Origin of the sequence: Ensifer sp. ENS09 (assembly GCF_014852425.1) — a bacterium.
Classification (GTDB): Bacteria; Pseudomonadota; Alphaproteobacteria; order Rhizobiales; family Rhizobiaceae; genus Ensifer.
Genome location: NZ_JACVBP010000003.1, coordinates 650,686 through 665,545, shown reverse-complemented (window position 1 = coordinate 665,545; position 14,860 = coordinate 650,686). Strand labels below are relative to the sequence as shown.

Annotated in this window: 13 protein-coding genes; 10 read left to right on the top strand and 3 right to left on the bottom strand. The window is 62.0% G+C overall.

Annotated features, from left to right (window positions below; translation table 11 throughout):
* Positions 1–99: 99 nt before the first annotated feature.
* A complete protein-coding gene (locus tag IB267_RS18165) occupies positions 100–501 on the bottom strand; it encodes a DUF2946 family protein (protein WP_192448857.1) in 402 nt (133 codons plus the stop codon).
* Between the two features lie 249 nt (positions 502–750).
* Between IB267_RS18165 and IB267_RS18160 the strand changes: the two genes are divergently transcribed.
* From IB267_RS18160 to IB267_RS18145, 4 genes are all read left to right on the top strand, one after another.
* Complete coding sequence (locus tag IB267_RS18160) at positions 751–1,059, top strand: hypothetical protein (protein ID WP_192448856.1); 309 nt, start codon at positions 751–753, stop codon at positions 1,057–1,059.
* Between the two features lie 203 nt (positions 1,060–1,262).
* Positions 1,263–3,434 (top strand): SulP family inorganic anion transporter, encoded by a 2,172-nt coding sequence (locus tag IB267_RS18155; protein WP_192448855.1) that lies wholly within the window; start codon positions 1,263–1,265, stop codon positions 3,432–3,434.
* 97 nt (positions 3,435–3,531) lie between these two features.
* Complete coding sequence (locus IB267_RS18150; protein ID WP_192448854.1) at positions 3,532–3,774, top strand: hypothetical protein; 243 nt, start codon at positions 3,532–3,534, stop codon at positions 3,772–3,774.
* A gap of 35 nt (positions 3,775–3,809) precedes the next feature.
* Entirely contained in the window at positions 3,810–4,718 is a 909-nt protein-coding gene (locus IB267_RS18145) for a helix-turn-helix domain-containing protein (RefSeq protein WP_192448853.1), read from the top strand.
* A gap of 26 nt (positions 4,719–4,744) precedes the next feature.
* On the opposite strand, the gene IB267_RS18140 is transcribed toward IB267_RS18145, so the two are convergent.
* Together IB267_RS18140 and IB267_RS18135 are read right to left on the bottom strand one after the other, a co-directional pair.
* Positions 4,745–5,653: an MBL fold metallo-hydrolase gene (locus tag IB267_RS18140; protein WP_246765092.1), complete on the bottom strand. Its 909-nt coding sequence runs from the start codon at positions 5,651–5,653 to the stop codon at positions 4,745–4,747.
* A complete protein-coding gene (locus IB267_RS18135; RefSeq protein ID WP_210335901.1) occupies positions 5,574–7,676 on the bottom strand; it encodes a CHASE2 domain-containing protein in 2,103 nt (700 codons plus the stop codon). Before IB267_RS18135 ends, IB267_RS18140 begins: the two co-directional genes overlap by 80 nt.
* Positions 7,677–7,825: 149 nt before the next feature.
* Between IB267_RS18135 and IB267_RS18130 the strand changes: the two genes are divergently transcribed.
* From IB267_RS18130 to IB267_RS18105, 6 genes are read left to right on the top strand one after another with little or no spacing between them, the layout of a single operon-like run.
* On the top strand, positions 7,826–8,140 hold the full coding sequence (locus IB267_RS18130) for a tetratricopeptide repeat protein (RefSeq protein ID WP_192448851.1): 315 nt from the start codon (positions 7,826–7,828) through the stop codon (positions 8,138–8,140).
* Positions 8,137–8,799 carry a FecR domain-containing protein gene (locus IB267_RS18125; RefSeq protein ID WP_192448850.1) on the top strand — a complete coding sequence of 221 codons (663 nt, stop codon included), beginning with the start codon at positions 8,137–8,139 and terminating at the stop codon, positions 8,797–8,799. Before IB267_RS18130 ends, IB267_RS18125 begins: the two co-directional genes overlap by 4 nt.
* A gap of 5 nt (positions 8,800–8,804) precedes the next feature.
* Complete coding sequence (locus tag IB267_RS18120) at positions 8,805–10,058, top strand: NHLP bacteriocin system secretion protein (protein WP_192448849.1); 1,254 nt, start codon at positions 8,805–8,807, stop codon at positions 10,056–10,058.
* Positions 10,055–12,214: an NHLP family bacteriocin export ABC transporter peptidase/permease/ATPase subunit gene (locus IB267_RS18115; RefSeq protein ID WP_192448848.1), complete on the top strand. Its 2,160-nt coding sequence runs from the start codon at positions 10,055–10,057 to the stop codon at positions 12,212–12,214. Before IB267_RS18120 ends, IB267_RS18115 begins: the two co-directional genes overlap by 4 nt.
* 2 nt (positions 12,215–12,216) lie before the next feature.
* Entirely contained in the window at positions 12,217–14,301 is a 2,085-nt protein-coding gene (locus tag IB267_RS18110; RefSeq protein WP_192448847.1) for an ATP-binding cassette domain-containing protein, read from the top strand.
* A gap of 11 nt (positions 14,302–14,312) precedes the next feature.
* Complete coding sequence (locus IB267_RS18105) at positions 14,313–14,843, top strand: cyclic nucleotide-binding domain-containing protein (RefSeq protein WP_192448846.1); 531 nt, start codon at positions 14,313–14,315, stop codon at positions 14,841–14,843.
* Positions 14,844–14,860 lie beyond the last annotated feature (17 nt).

The following is a 14,860-nucleotide window of genomic DNA, read 5'->3' as shown; positions in this document are numbered from 1 at the left end:
CATGGAATGTGGTCCGGCCTTGGGCCGGCACATGCCCGTACGAGGGACACGTTTTCCGGCCGCAGACTGATGGAACTGCCGCGCGATGGCGGCAGCGGCTCAGGCTGAAAGACCGGAAGGTGGACCACGTGGCGAGGTGTTTGGAGGAAAGAGCTGGCGATAAAACGTTTCCGTGCGGGTAGGCACGAACAGGTTGATCGACCGAGAGATCGGCCTCCCGGCGGAATCGGCCGGCGACGGCAGCAAGACAGCGGAAGCGAGGCGGCAGAACTCGCATCCCGTTCCTGCATCATGGCTGCCATGGCTGGATTTGCCATCTTCCGATGGCAGGCAGAGAACGGGACTTGTCCCGTCGGGAAGGACGTATTCCGACAAGAGTTCCGCCGGGAGAGGTGAGGCCGCCGCCATCGGCGGCTTGTAGGTGAAACCGGCAAGCAGCAACGCCAGCGCGCACAAGATGCGCACTGCCCATTGCTCGGCACGGCTCAGTCCCTTGGCCATCGACTCCCCAACGTGATCCAAACGTCTGCGCACTACAAGCAGATCCTTGAGTGACGTTCAATGCGACCTCGCACTCGGTGAAGCGGAATTCATAGCCGCTGGTCGGTTTGCCATAGCGCCATACGCTTCCCCGAACAGCTGATATCTCCGAAGATCAGCACGCCAAGCCAGCCGACCTCGCCAGATGCGGGATAAGCCGAAAAACCGAGTGACGCGAAAGTTAGCTAGTGTCAAAGAGCGAGGAATGTTGTGAGCGACAGTCAAACAATCAGTTTCTATTCCGCAATTCGCAACGATCGAGAGGCGCTAGGCCGTCTCGCAGCCGCAAAAAGTGAGTCTGAATTGATCGAGCTGATCCTCGATGAAGCGCGGACGCGCAACTGCCTGCTCGAGGTCGAACAGATCAGGGCAGGTCTTGCCAATCTCGGCAGCCTGGTTGGCAAGGCCGCTGGAAACGATGAACTTCGAGACTTCGAGCTCGAACTTGTTTCCGGGGGTGTCGAATCTGCACGGGAGCAATGGGAGCGCGCCAAAAAGGCCAATGGCGCCTGCTGGTAAGCCCCCTCCAGGATTGGATCACGTTTCGGCAAACCTTGCTTCGGCCGAGGCCGTAACGGCGCGTGACTCCGCTGTGCGACCGCGCCGTGCTGGTTGGTTGAAGGCACCGACGCGCCATGCCTTGCGCGTCCAAAAAGGTTCAGCAAACTCAATGAGTCGGCAAGAAAATCGATCCTCATTTCGCAAAATTCAACGAGAAACCTGTGACTGCTAAACTTGTTTCCTCGTTTATGTTCGGGCTAGTTGCCGCCATAGATGGCCTGGGTACCAGTGTTGCCTTCGCAGCACTGCTCTTCTCCGGCAGTCTCGCCTCAGGCTTTGGAGCTGGCGTCAGCGTCATGCTTTTGAGCTGTGTAATCCTCGCGATCTACGTGTCGTTGCGCAGTCGTTTTTCCACCAGCGTCGCGCAGGTTCAAGAGACCAGCATCGCCATTCTGGCCTCAACCGTGGCCGTTGCGACCAGCTCGATGAGCGCTGCCGGCCCGCAGGAAAAGGTTGCCACGGCCTTTGCAGTCCTCGCCGTCAGCACATTGGCGACAGGCTCCGTTTTCTACCTCTCCGGCCGCTTCCGTCTGGGTACCTTGGTACGGTTCCTGCCCTACCCGGTAGTGGCGGGCTTTCTCGCCGGCTCCGGGTGGCTACTCATTGAGGGCGCACTCGTGATGATCCGCCCGGGTGCTGATCCGGTAAGCCTCATCCAATCACTTTACGATTTCGCGGCGCTCGGCATGCTTTTCCCGTCGATCGCCTTTGCAATCGCCTTGGCGGCCGCCCTTCGCCTGACGCCTAGTCCATTTGCTGCGCCGATTGTCACGCTGGCCGCGATCATGCTGTTTTATGGCGCTCTTGGTCTCACGGGCCTGTCGATCGAAGCGGCCCGTGCATCGGGGTGGTTGCCGGCGATCGCGAACTCCGGTGGTCTTTCCCTCCCATCGCCGATTTGGGTCATCTCGGCCGCAGACTGGTGGGCTGTGATCTCGATCGCGCCTATGCTCGTCTCGCTTCCGCTCGTCGCGATGACTGGTATGCTTCTCAACACAAGTGGGCTTGAGGCAGCGGTCGGTCGCGACATCGATGCGAACGCCGAACTGCGCGTTACGGGTCAGGCAAACGTGGTCGTCGGCTTTATCAGCGGCGCATCCGGCTTTACCGGGCTCGGCATGACGCTACTGGCGCGCCGACTGGGTGTCACGGATCGCTCCGCCGGTCTTGCAACCGCTGCCATTATGGCGCTGGCTCTCCCCTTTGCGACCGACCTTGCCGCCAGCATCCCGCTGTTCGTTGCAGCGGGCCTGATGATCATGCTCGGTGCGGAACTCCTCTACGACTGGGCTATCGCGGTGCGAAAGACGTTGCCCGGGCTCGAATGGGCCGTGGTGCTGTCGATCGTCGGTTCGATGATGGCCTTCAGCTTCATGGCCGGTATGGCAGTGGGGCTCGCCGCATCGCTGGCAACCTTCGTCTACACCTATGCTCGACTGCCTGTCATTCGCCTTGCCGCAAGCGGGCGCGACCGGCGCAGCCGGACCGACCGCTCGCCCGCGACAAATCGTATTCTCGATGAGAAGGGCGATCTCATCCACATCCTGGAGCTTCACAATTATCTCTTCTTCGGCACGATGGGACAGGTCGTCGATGCCGTTAAGGAGCGTCTTGACGCCAGTCCGCCGCCTCGCTTCCTAATCCTCGACTTCCGACGCATCGGCGGAACGGATTCGGCTGCGGTTGCTGGATTTGCACGGATCTTCAGCCTTCTGGCCGCTGAGGGGGTTTCTGTCACTCTCTCGTCCTTGCCGCCTTCGGTAAGGGCTATGCTCGACCCGGTTCTGCAATCCGACTGCCATGCCGGAAGAGTGGCGTTTGCCTGTGACCTGGACCACGCGCTCGAAGACTGCGAAGAGCAGTTGATCAAGGCGGAGTGCGGTGAGCACAGCGACAATGATGTTGCCGCCCAGCTGGTCAAAGCGCTCGGGCCTCACCCGCGACTTGCAGCACTCATCAGCTCGATGGAGCGCTTCGAGCGGAAAGTCGGAGAACGACTGATCGCGGCCGGCGAGCAGGCAGACGACATCTTCCTTTTGGGGCGTGGCGTGGTGAGGGTGCAGATCACCTTGCCCGATGGACAAGCCCTGCGCCTGCGCAACATGGCATCGGGAGCCGTGCTTGGTGAAATCGCCTTCTACCTTGGCGAAACGCGTACAGCAGACGTGCTCATCGAAAAGGAGGCCGTGCTGTTCAGGCTGACACGGAAGGCATTGAGATCGATGGAGACGAACGACCCCGAACTTGCCGTTCTCGCCCACCGGCTGTTCGCCCGCGCGCTAGCGGATCGTCTGACCGTCGCCAACCGCATGGTCACAGTCGCAAACGCCTGAGCCGTCCAATCGCCAAAAAATTCACTCGACGTGCGTGCCGCTCTCGGTTTCGTAAGGAACGTGGAGCCCGAGGGCCGCCGCGTTGTGGGGTGTCGCCGTGGGAATTGCATGGCGACCGGCTCAATCGTTTTCGAACAAGATCGCGACGCCGCTGCATCGGCAGACCGTCATCAAAGTAGCCAGTGGATTGGCGCATATTGCCGGTTCCGTGGCATCTCCAGACCATTTGCTTTCTAAAAAACCTAAACAGTTGCAAAGCCTTGCCGGTTGTCGCCAAAAGATTCCAGCCGCGAAAAAACAAACCGCGGCGGCGGCATTCGCCCCAATCGAACAGCGATAGCCTGTAACTCAAACCTGGCACGAGGAGACCGGTCGATGAGGATCGACGCCCTGACACTCGATGGTTCGGCGACAGTCTTTGCGTCCCAAAGGATCCGAGCCGCAGTCGGAATGGTCGGCGTCGTCCACCACGGAAGCACGTTTGGCGGACTTGAGCTCTACGTCATGCTCGCCGAAGCGGAACAGGACGCGAAACTGGACCTCCTGTGCAACGAGCAGAGCGATTCGCTGACGTGCCTCTTTGCGTTGGCCGGTCACGCTTGCCTTGGCCTTTCACGGCTCGAAGCCGGATATGGCTGGCACAATCACGGTTCCGGCACACTGCAAGTGCATTTTCCGGCAAGAACACGCACGCTGGTCGTGGGCTACCGAGCGACTGCTTGTTGCATTGCACGCCTGACGGATCTTCCACCTCACGCGCTTGCACTTGAGCGGCCGGCCCTGCGTCGCACGCCAGAGATCTTGATCTCGAACCTCAATTTGCTCGCGACCCCGCCGATCGCCGGCCACGGCAGCGATATCTATCGTTGGGGCAAGCTCCTGGAAATCCTGGCTCTGCATGCGCCAACGCTCGCCTTGGATGAGGTGCGGGAAGGCGAAGGGGTTCTAAGCCTGCGCGAACGTGAGGCCGTGGGACGCGCCGCACAAATTCTATCGTCCAACCTGGCCCAGCCCCCTTCTCTATCGGAGTTGGCCGAGGCAGCAGGTCTCAGCCAGCGTCGTTTGACGCAAGGCTTCCGCGAAAGCTACGGATCGACCATGTTCGGATACCTGCGCGAAGCGCGTCTGTCTGCGGCACGCGTCATGCTGGAGGAGACCGACATGCCACTCAAGCAGATCGCCTTCCATGTAGGGTACGGACACGCAAACAACTTCATCGCAGCCTATCGCGAGCGCTTCGGAACGTCGCCGCGCCGTCATGCGCGAAAGCTGGCCCACGGATAGAAGCAGCGTCCCTTGTGCCGGCGAAGTCATAGAACGAGGGTCGTCGCCTCTCGCGCCGCGAACACGCGGGGCCAACTGCCCCGAGCCGCCTGCTCGATCCGATCCATGAACGCGTCGTCATGCGCCGGATCATGATGAATAAGCCCCAGCCGTCTCGCTCCTGACGCTCGCGCAAGCCGTACGGCATCTTCCCAGGTAGAATGTCCCCATCCCTTGCGGTTTTCATATTCCATGCCGGTATAGGCGGCATCAAAGAGCACGAGATCAGCGCCTTCCATCAGCGCGGTCGCTTGCTCGTTCCAACCGGGCGCGACTTCATGGTCGGTTATGTAGACGAGGCTCCTATCGGCCCATTCGAGCCGATAGCCGGTGCAGCCGCCCGGGTGGTTGAGAGGGGCGGTTCTGACTGTAACGCCATGTCCCGGCGCAAGAGTCTCGCCCGATTCGAAATCGGAAAACCGGATATCGGCAGCCATCGCGGAAAGGGGAACCGGGAAATAAGGTGCCTGCATCTGCCCCATGAGGACCTGCATTACGCCGCCATTGTTCGCCATGCTGCCCGCATGCACATGGATGCGCCAACGTGCGTCGTAACAGGGTGCGAAAAAGGGGAAGCCGCATATGTGGTCCCAATGCGCATGCGACAGGAAAATGTGGCAGATACCGGGCTTCGCCTCGGCAAGCCGACGCCCGAGCGGCATAAGGCCAGTGCCCGCATCCAGGATGAAGATTTCGCTTCCGATCTTCACCTCCACGCAGGCAGTGTTCCCGCCATAGCGTGCGAAGGCGCCGCCCGAGCAGGCGATCGAGCCTCGCACCCCCCAGAATGTCACCGAAGCCGTCATCTGGCGGCCATCACTTCGAGGTCGCTCTGAAGACGCCATTCCAATTTTCGGATGGCGGCTGACGTCTGAGATCGGCGATGCGCTGAGCATAGAGGTCGTAGAGGGCCGAAAACTCCGCAGAAGTGCTTCTGAGGCGTTCAAGACGCGCCTCGGCTTCGTCCCAAGCACCAGTTCGATAAGCCAAGAGCATGGCGTCATGTCCCTGTGGAGCCTTTCCCAGCGTGAAAATGCGCACCGCCTCCTCCTTTCCCTTGACTACGATGAGGTCGAGCTCCACCCCTGCAAGCCCCGCCCGCTGCAGTGTCTCCTCGCTGACCACGATCGTTACACCATAGGTCTTCGACTGCCCCTCGAGACGGGACGCCAGATTAACGGCATCGCCGAGTGCCGAATAGTCGAACCGCCGTTCGGAGCCCATGTTGCCGACAACACAGGAACCGGTGTTGATACCAATGCCAATCCCGAGTTTGACGGGCAGTTCCCGGTTCAGCGCCTCAAGTTCAGCCATCATGGCCTGAGCAGCCGCACAAGCTTGGCTTGCGTGTTCTGGGTCGTCGAGAGGGGCATTCCAGAAGGCCATGATGCAATCGCCCATATATTTGTCGATGGTACCGCCTGCCGCGAGGATCACATCGCTCATGGGCGTGAGAAAGCGGTTGATGAGGCTGGTCAGCTCCTGAGGATTGCCCCTGAAATGCTCGGAGATCGCAGTAAACCCCCTGACGTCGCAGAACATCAGCGTCAGCTCTCGTGTCTCGCCGCCAAGGGCAAGTTGCTTGGGATCGGCCGCGAGCCTCTTGACGAGAGCCGGGGAAAGATACTGACCGAAGGCCGCCGTTACATGCCGGCGGTCGCCCTCGACCTTCAGATATGAGGCCAGCGACCCGGCCATATAGACGAAAATCCCCGCAAGTCCCGGTGTCACGGGGTCGAGAAGCAGCCGTTCGGCAACATAGAGATGCCAGGACGCCGCGCCTGCAACCAGCAACGCTGCCAACCCCGCAAAGGCGCTCCAGAAGGCGTTGGCATAGAACAGCGACGCCATCAGCAGCAGGCCGAGCGCGAGCGTAGCCAGCCACTCAGCTCCTTCCGCCCAATCGGGCCGTTGCAGAAACGACTGCAGCAGGATCTGCTCGATCGCTTGAGCATGGGCCTCGACGCCTGGCATCATCGGGTCCAGGCTGGAAGCTCGGATATCGTTGAGCCCGACTGCCGAAGTACCGATCAATACGATATGCCCGCCGATGAGATCCGGTGGCGCATCGGTGGAAAGCACCTTCCAGGCGGGAACATACCGCGCGCCTTCGGGCCGGGAAAAATGCATACGCAACTCGCCGCGGGCCGTCAGTGGAACTGTGAAATCGCCGATGCGCATGTCCGTGAGGGCGCCAGCTTCAGCCTTCAGGGTGTAGGATCTGGCGCCTTGCGCCACCCGCAGCAATTCGGCAGCCAGACTGGGATAGAGTTTTCCCCGCAAGGCGTACACCATGGGTACGGCACGGACGATCAGTCCATAGGAGGGATAGAAGTCGAACGCACCTGTCCCTGCCGCCGCGTCATCCAATTTGGACAGATTGACGACGGCGCCCTGGAACGAAGGGAGAAAGCCCGCGGGATCCGCTCCGGAGAAAGCAAAGCCCGCCTTTTGCGCCGGCGCTGCCCCATTGGCATGCACGGACAAGCCATAACCCGTGACGACGTTGCCAGCGCGCGCAATCGCATCAGCAAAGCCTGCGTCAGGATCTGGCAGCCGCGCGAGCCCCTCGATTTCGGGATATGCCTGCGCCAGAAATTTGGGAGCGGTGCGGTCTTCCTCGGCGAACACACTGTCAAAACCGATGGCAGCGGCGCCCATTTCGTTGAGCCTCATGGTGAGATCGGCAAGCAGTCGGCGCGGCCATGGCCATTGGCCAAGGCGGCGAAGACTTTCGTCATCAATGTCGATGATGCGAACCGGGACGGATTCGAAGTTGCGCGGCTGAAGCCGCGTATAGACATCGAAAACCATTACCCTTGACCGAACGAGCAATTCACCAGGGTCGAAAGCCCTCCAGATGAGAATGAGGGTGAGCAGACAGGCGGGTGCCAGCAGAATTTTCAAGCGTGAAGACATGAACCGATTGTGTTGACCGCTGCCGGCGCTGCCAATGCGATCGATCCGGAATTCATAGTCCGTGAGGCCCGCCCATAGTTTTCACGCGTTGAGCGTGAAAACGCCTGCCGTCTAGATTGCGAGGCAATCAATCCTTGCGATGGAATCTCATGCGCTACCGTCTTCTGCTCATGGCCACACTGCTGGCTGCCCCCGCCGTTGCCGAGGACGCGCTCTCAGCGGCGCAACTCTTGGAAGCACGCGATGACCCGGAAGGCGCGATTGCAGTCCTGGAACGCCGCCTGATCGCCTTCCCGGGCGATGCGAGCGCGCAGCTGAGGCTCGGGCAAATCTACGAGAGTATTCACTCGGAACAGGCCGCCCGGATCTACTATGTTACGGTCGCCGGCAACGACAGCGCTCCCAAGTCCTTGCAGCGGATCGCGCTTGATCGGCTGCGCGTCATCGATCGGTCCAATCCATGAACCGGCGCCTCGTCTGCACTTTGTTGCTCCTGTCGCTGGCGCAGCCGTCCGTCGCGCGCGACATTGGTACCGCAGCGGCGGTTCAGCCAACCGTGGTCGGCGAAGGCGAAAGGATCATCCATGTGAACGCGGCCGTGCGCGCCAACGAGCGGATCGTGACTGGAGCGGAAGGCCGTGCGCAATTGCTCTTTGCCGACGGAAGCGCCTTTTCCATCGGCCCCGGCAGCGACGTCGTGCTCGACGCCTTCGTCTACGATCCCGACCGAAGCACCGGCAAGATTGCGCTGTCGGTGACCAAGGGCGTGTTTCGCTTTGTCGGCGGCAAGCTCTCCAAGGAGCAGCCTGTCACCATTTCGGCCGGCACTGCGACGATGGGCATTCGCGGCGGCATCGCGTTCCTGACCGTTCAGACCGACCACTCGGTCTCGGCGGCATTTCTCTACGGCGAAGAGTTGACACTGCGCCGAAACGGGGTGACGCGTTCGACGCGCAAGCAGGGTACGGCCATCGATGCGGAGCCGGGCCACGCGCCTCGCACGCCTCGGCCGCTCTCCTCGATCGAGATTGACGATCTGCTTTGTCAATTCGACCGCGGGCCGAAGAAGACCGATCAATTGGCGGAGGCCCCAATCGACCGCAGCAAGCTGCCTGCGAGATAGCTGCCATGTCCCGACAGATCTTTCGGCAGGCGGCGCTTGACCGTCTTTCTTCCCCTGAGCAGTTGGACACGGCACTTCCGCTCGTGAGCGTGAGGGGGTGGGCAGGCATCGCCGTCTTCGGCTTCCTCATTCTATGCGCGCTGCTGTGGGGCGTTTTCGGCTCCTTGCCGTCCAATATTTCGGGCAAGGGGATCCTGGTCGTGCGCGAGGGGCGGGTACAGGAAGCCATGACGTTGGCCTCCGGCGTTCTGACGGAGATCCTCGCTACCCAGGGACAGGTCGTGACCAAGGGACAGGTGGTCGGCCGGATCGAACAGGCCGGCAGCGAACGTCAGCTGCTGAACCTCGACCAGGAGATCGAAGAAAAGCGCGGGGAACTGGCACGGCGCCAGTCCTTGTTTCTCGATGAGATGCGCAGTCGCGAGGCCATCAAGTCAGAGCAGGAAGCGGCTTTGCGCACCAACCTTGAAGCATCCCGCCAGCACGCCGAGTGGCTGGTAAAGTCGATGCCCGGTATCGAGAAACTGCAGATCAAGGGCGTTGTGTCCGCGCGCGGTCTCCAGGATCAGAGGGTTTCGCTCGCCAATGCGCAAAAGCAAGTCAGCGACGTCGAATTGGCGCTCTCCAAACTTGACAGTGATCTCGCCGAACTGCGTCTTTCGCGTGAAACGGCCCTCAAGGAACTGGAGGCGGCCCACAACGATGCGGTACGGCGCAGGGCGCTGACCGAGGCGCGGATGCAGCAGGAAAATCTCATAACCGCACCGGTGGCGGGCCGCGTGGTGGCGGTCAAGCAGGCGGCAGGATCGGTCGTGGCGGCCGGCGCGCAAATCGTTTCGATCGAAACCAACGGTGGTGGGTTGGAGGCCCTGGTCTTTCTGCAGACCGCCGATGGCAAGAAGGTGGTCAAGGGGATGAGGGCGCGCATCACGCCCGACGCCGTGCGCAAGGAGGAGTGGGGCAGCATTCGCGGCGAGGTCCTGGAGCGTTCCGACTATCCGGTCGCAGCCAACGGGTTGGAAGCCTGGATCTCCAACCAAGCCTTGGTTCAGCAACTGGCGGCCGGCAGTCAGCCCTATGTCGCCCGACTGAAGCTGCAGATCGATGAGGACGGTCGGTGGGCGTGGACCTCGGGCAAGTCTCCCCCCATCGTGATCACCTCGGGCACGACCGTCGCGTCCGAGATCACCTATGAACGTCGTCGTCCGATCGATCTCGTGCTTCCTGCGCTGCGCAAATGGTTGAGCCTAGAGCCATGAGCCGTTGGAATGTGGCAGGCACCCGAACGAAAACAACCGCAAGAACGCCGACCATTCTGCAGATGGAGGCCGTCGAATGTGGCGCCGCTTCGCTTGCCATGGTTCTGGCTTGCTACGGTTGCTGGGTGCCGCTGGAGCAGTTGCGAGAGGAGTGCGGCGTCGCCCGAGACGGAACCAATGCGGGCAACATTCTTAAGGCCGCGCGTCGCCACGGTTTCATCGCCAAAGGGTTCCGCAAGGAGGTCGGCCAGCTGTCCGATATCCGCGCGCCCGCCGTTCTTCACTGGAACTTCAACCATTTCGTGGTGTTCGAAGGCATAAGGCGCGGCCGCTACCTGATCAACGATCCTGCCCAGGGCCGCCGCGTTCTTTCGCGCGAGGAAGTGGACGCGGCGTTCACAGGTGTTTTGCTTGCCTTCGAACCTGGCCCCGACTTCGTGCGGCAAGGCACGCCCCCCAGACTCCTGCCCATGTTGGGCGCGCGACTTTCGGGTGCCCGAGATGGGCTCATGATGGTTCTGCTCGCAAGCCTTCTGCTGGCGATCCCGGGGCTCGTCATACCCGCGTTCTCGAAGGTTCTCGTCGATGACATCTTCGGCCGGCAGGCGCAAAGCTGGCTCGCCCCTCTCCTCATTGCCATGGGCTTGACGGCCGTCATCCGCGGCGGCCTCACCTACGTGCAGCAATTTTATCTGGCGCGGCTGGAAGCCAAGCTCGCGGCGGTGGCCTCGTCCCGCTATTTCGAGCGCCTGCTGCGGCTCCCACTTGCGTTCTTTCTGCAACGTCAGCCAGGCGACCTCATGAACCGCGTCGAGGCGGGCGAACGCATGGCGCGGCTCCTGTCGGGCGATCTCGCAACCAGCGCTTTCAACCTGATCTCGGTCATCTTCTTCAGCGTGGCCATGTTGCTTTACGACCCCGTCCTTGCGGCACTGGCGATCGGGCTTTCGGCCGCAAACGGCGTCGCCGTCTGGTTCAACACGACACGCGCCGAGGAAGACAGCGCTGCCGTAGCCTCTACTGCAGGCAAGTTGCAGGGAGCCACCGTCGGCACTCTTTCAGCGATCGAGACGATCAAGGCGAACGGCGAAGAGGACGACGCGTTCGCCACCTGGTCCGGCTATCAGGCCAATGCGCTGAAGACCATTCAGCGGCAGATGGCCGCGTCACAGCTCGTTCAGGTGATCCCGAAACTTCTCTCCGGCCTTACCACGGCGCTTGTACTCGTGTTGGGCGCGTTTCGGGTGCTGGAGGGAGCGATGACGGCCGGCGACCTCGTCGCGTTCCAGACCCTGCTTGGAAGCTACGCCACGCCGATCGCGCGGCTGACCCAGCTTTCGACGCAGGTGCAGGCGGCCAGAGCCGATCTTTCCAAGCTTCAGGACGCTTTCCGCTATCCGATGCCAGAGCCATGCGTGCCCGTTCACCTCACCGGAACGCCATCCGGGCGGATGACGATCGAGAATGTCTCCTTCGGCTATGCGCCCCTGTCAGCACCCATACTTGACGATTTCTCGGTTGACCTTCAGCCAGGGCGACGCGTTGCGCTGGTGGGGGGCTCCGGTTCAGGCAAGAGCACGGTCGGACGTCTCGCGGCCGGCCTGACGGTTCCCTGGACGGGTCATATACGCATCGATGGTCATCCCCTGGCTGCGCTCGATCCGGCGACGAAGGCTCGGCTTCTAGCCTATGTCGACCAGGACACTTTTCTTTTCGAAGGAACCGTGCGCGACAATCTTTCCCTCTGGGATGACGGCCTCCCCGACGACGCTTTGATGGATGCGTTGCGCGACGCCGAGCTGCTGTCGGAGGTCATGGCGCGCGGCGGGCTCGAGGCGCGCGTCCTTGAAGGCGGCACGAATTTTTCGGGAGGCCAGAGGCAGCGGCTGGAGATCGCCCGCGCCCTCACCCGCAACAGCCGTCTTCTCATCCTCGACGAGGCGACCTCCGCCCTCGACGCTCTCACCGAGCAGCTCGTCGACACCAACCTCAGGCGGCGCGGATGCAGCTGCCTGGTCATCGCCCATCGCCTCTCCACCATCCGGGATTGCGAGGAGATCCTGGTGCTGGAACGCGGCCGTGTCATCGAGCGGGGAAATCATGACCGACTGATGGCCCTCGAAGGTGTTTACGCAGGTCTGGTACGGAGCCAGTAGTCATGTCGATTTCGAATGTCGCCGCCGCTGTCATCGACGGCCCGGCTCCTCCGCAGGGAATATGCGGATCGCTGCTGGCGTCCATCGGCGTGCCGATGCCGCCCCGGGCCGGCGGCAGCGCGCGCGAAATCCTCGCCAGCGCGGGTATCCGTCTCCGCAAGGTTCAACTGCGCCTCGACTGGCACAGACGCTCCCAGGGCGCGATGCTGGCGCGCTTCAGGGGACTGGACGCGGCGCTGATCCCCGGGCCTTTCTCGGGCTACCGCTTGGTTACGACGGAAGGCTCGCATCCGGTCACCGCAGCGCTTGCCGAAGAATTGGAGGGTGAGGCTTTCCTGCTGCATGCTCCCCTTCCACCGGACGCCCGTGAATGGCGCGCGCTCGCCCGCTTCGCAACCGCGGGCAGTCGGGCCGACCTGCTCCACATTGCGGCCATGGCCACCGCCGGCGCCTTGCTCGCCCTGCTGTTGCCCATCGTCACGCAACTGATGTTCAACAACGCCATCCCGCAGGCGGATATTCCATCGATCCTGCAGATCGGCTTCCTGCTGCTAGCCGCCGCACTTGGGAGCGCCGCCTTCGCCGCGCTTCAGGGATGGGCCGCACTGAAGATGGAGGGCCGGCTCGATCCGCGCGCGCAGACGGCCTTGTTCGACCGGCTGTTGCGGCTCTCGCCCCGGTTCTTCAAATCCTTCACCGTCGGCGATCTGACCACGAGAGCCCTCAGCATACAAAGGGCGCGCGCCATCGCCTCGGCCTCCGCATTTCAGGTGCTCATGGGCGTGGCAACCGGAATACCAAGCCTGATACTTCTCTTTTTCTATGACGCCAGACTGGCGGCCGTGGCGGTGCTGCTGGCCTTGTTCGGCGCATGCGCTCTAACCGTCATCGCCCGCAGGCAGGTCAAAGCAGGACAAGCGGTGGTCGAGAGCGGCATCAGCGGCCTGACGTTGCAGATGCTTTGCGGCATGGCGAAGCTGCGCGCGGGACAAGCTGAAGGACGAGCTTTCAATGTTTGGCTTTCGCACTATGCGAAGCTTTTGCGCCTCCGGCATCGCGAACTCGCCTGGGGCAATCTTACCGAAGTGTTCTCGAATACTTACCCGCTCCTGGCAAACCTCGTGGTCTATGGCCTTGCCGCCTATTTCCTGAAGCAGTCGCTTGCCGCAGGCGACGCGGCCAAGGCGATGAGCGCCGGCACTTTGATTGCCTTTTCGACCGCCTTTGGCCAATTCATGGAGGCGCTGACGGCGACCGCTCTGTCCTCAACGCAGCTGCTTTCAGCTCTGCCACATCTCTCACGTGCCAAGCCCATTCTCGAGGCACCGCCCGAGGCTGCCAGCCTCGCGCGCGACGCGGGCAGGCTCCTGGGCGGCATCAGCCTCAATGCGGTATCCTTCCGTTACACGCCAGAGACGCCCCTGGTACTCGATCGCTTGAGCCTCGAAATTCCACCAGGAAGCTTCGTGGCCATTGTCGGGGCCTCCGGCAGCGGCAAGTCGACCCTGCTGAGATTGGTGATGGCGTTCGACATACCCGAGGGTGGTGACATCCTGTACGATAGCCAGCCGCTGGCGACCTTGCGTGCCGAATCCGTGCGCAGACAGATCGGCGTGGTGCTGCAGCACGGCCAGGTCCTTTCCGGAACCGTCCTTTCCAACATCGTCGGTGCGAGCGGACGCGGGGTCGATGAGGCCCGTCGCGCCGCAACGATGGCGGGGCTCGATCGCGACATCGACGCCATGCCAATGGGCTATCACACCGTCATGCAATCGGGAGGGACAAGTCTCTCGGGAGGACAGCGCCAACGGCTCCTGATCGCCCGCGCTTTGATCAACAACCCGGCCCTGCTTCTGCTCGACGAGGCTTCGAGCGCTCTCGACAACGTGACGCAGTCCCTGGTGATGGACACTTTGGCCACGCTTCCTGCCACACGCATCATGGTGGCGCACCGCTTGTCGACCATAAGGCGTGCGGATCGGATCCTCGTCATGGAGCGCGGGCGGCTGGTCGAGGACGGCACGTTTGACGAACTCATCCGCAAGGGCGGCGCCTTCGCGCGGCTTGCGCAAAGACAACAGCTCTAAGGATCCCCAGCATGCGAAAGGTACTTTATATTCTCGGCCAACTCACCGACCAGGATGTCGAATGGCTGGCGCGAGCAGGGGAAAGACGCCTGCTGCCGCCTGGCCATCTTCTGATCAACGAAGGCGAGGCTGTGCCGGCACTTTTCGTGCTGCTCACCGGGGAACTGGATGTTGAAATTCGGGGTGTCGGCCAGGTCGCACGCCTGCTGCCTGGAGAGGTCGTCGGCGAGATGAGCTTCATCGACAGAGCCCCGCCTTCAGCTTCGGTCGTCACGTGCGGCCACGTTCAGGTTCTCTCCGTCAGCAAGGCCGCCATCGAAGCGCATATCGCCCGGGACCCGGCCTTCGGCATGCGATTCTACCGGGCCCTTGCCACATTCCTTTCCGACCGCTTGCGAGGAACGGTGAGACGGCTCGGCTACGGCAGCAAGAGCGGCAGCATCGCGGATGAGACGGCCGACGAACTGGATGACGCCGTGCTTGAAGGCGTGTCGCTTGCCGGCGAGCGCTTCACCCGCATGATGGACGTATTGAAGGGTTGAAAGCGATCCCGCGAGAT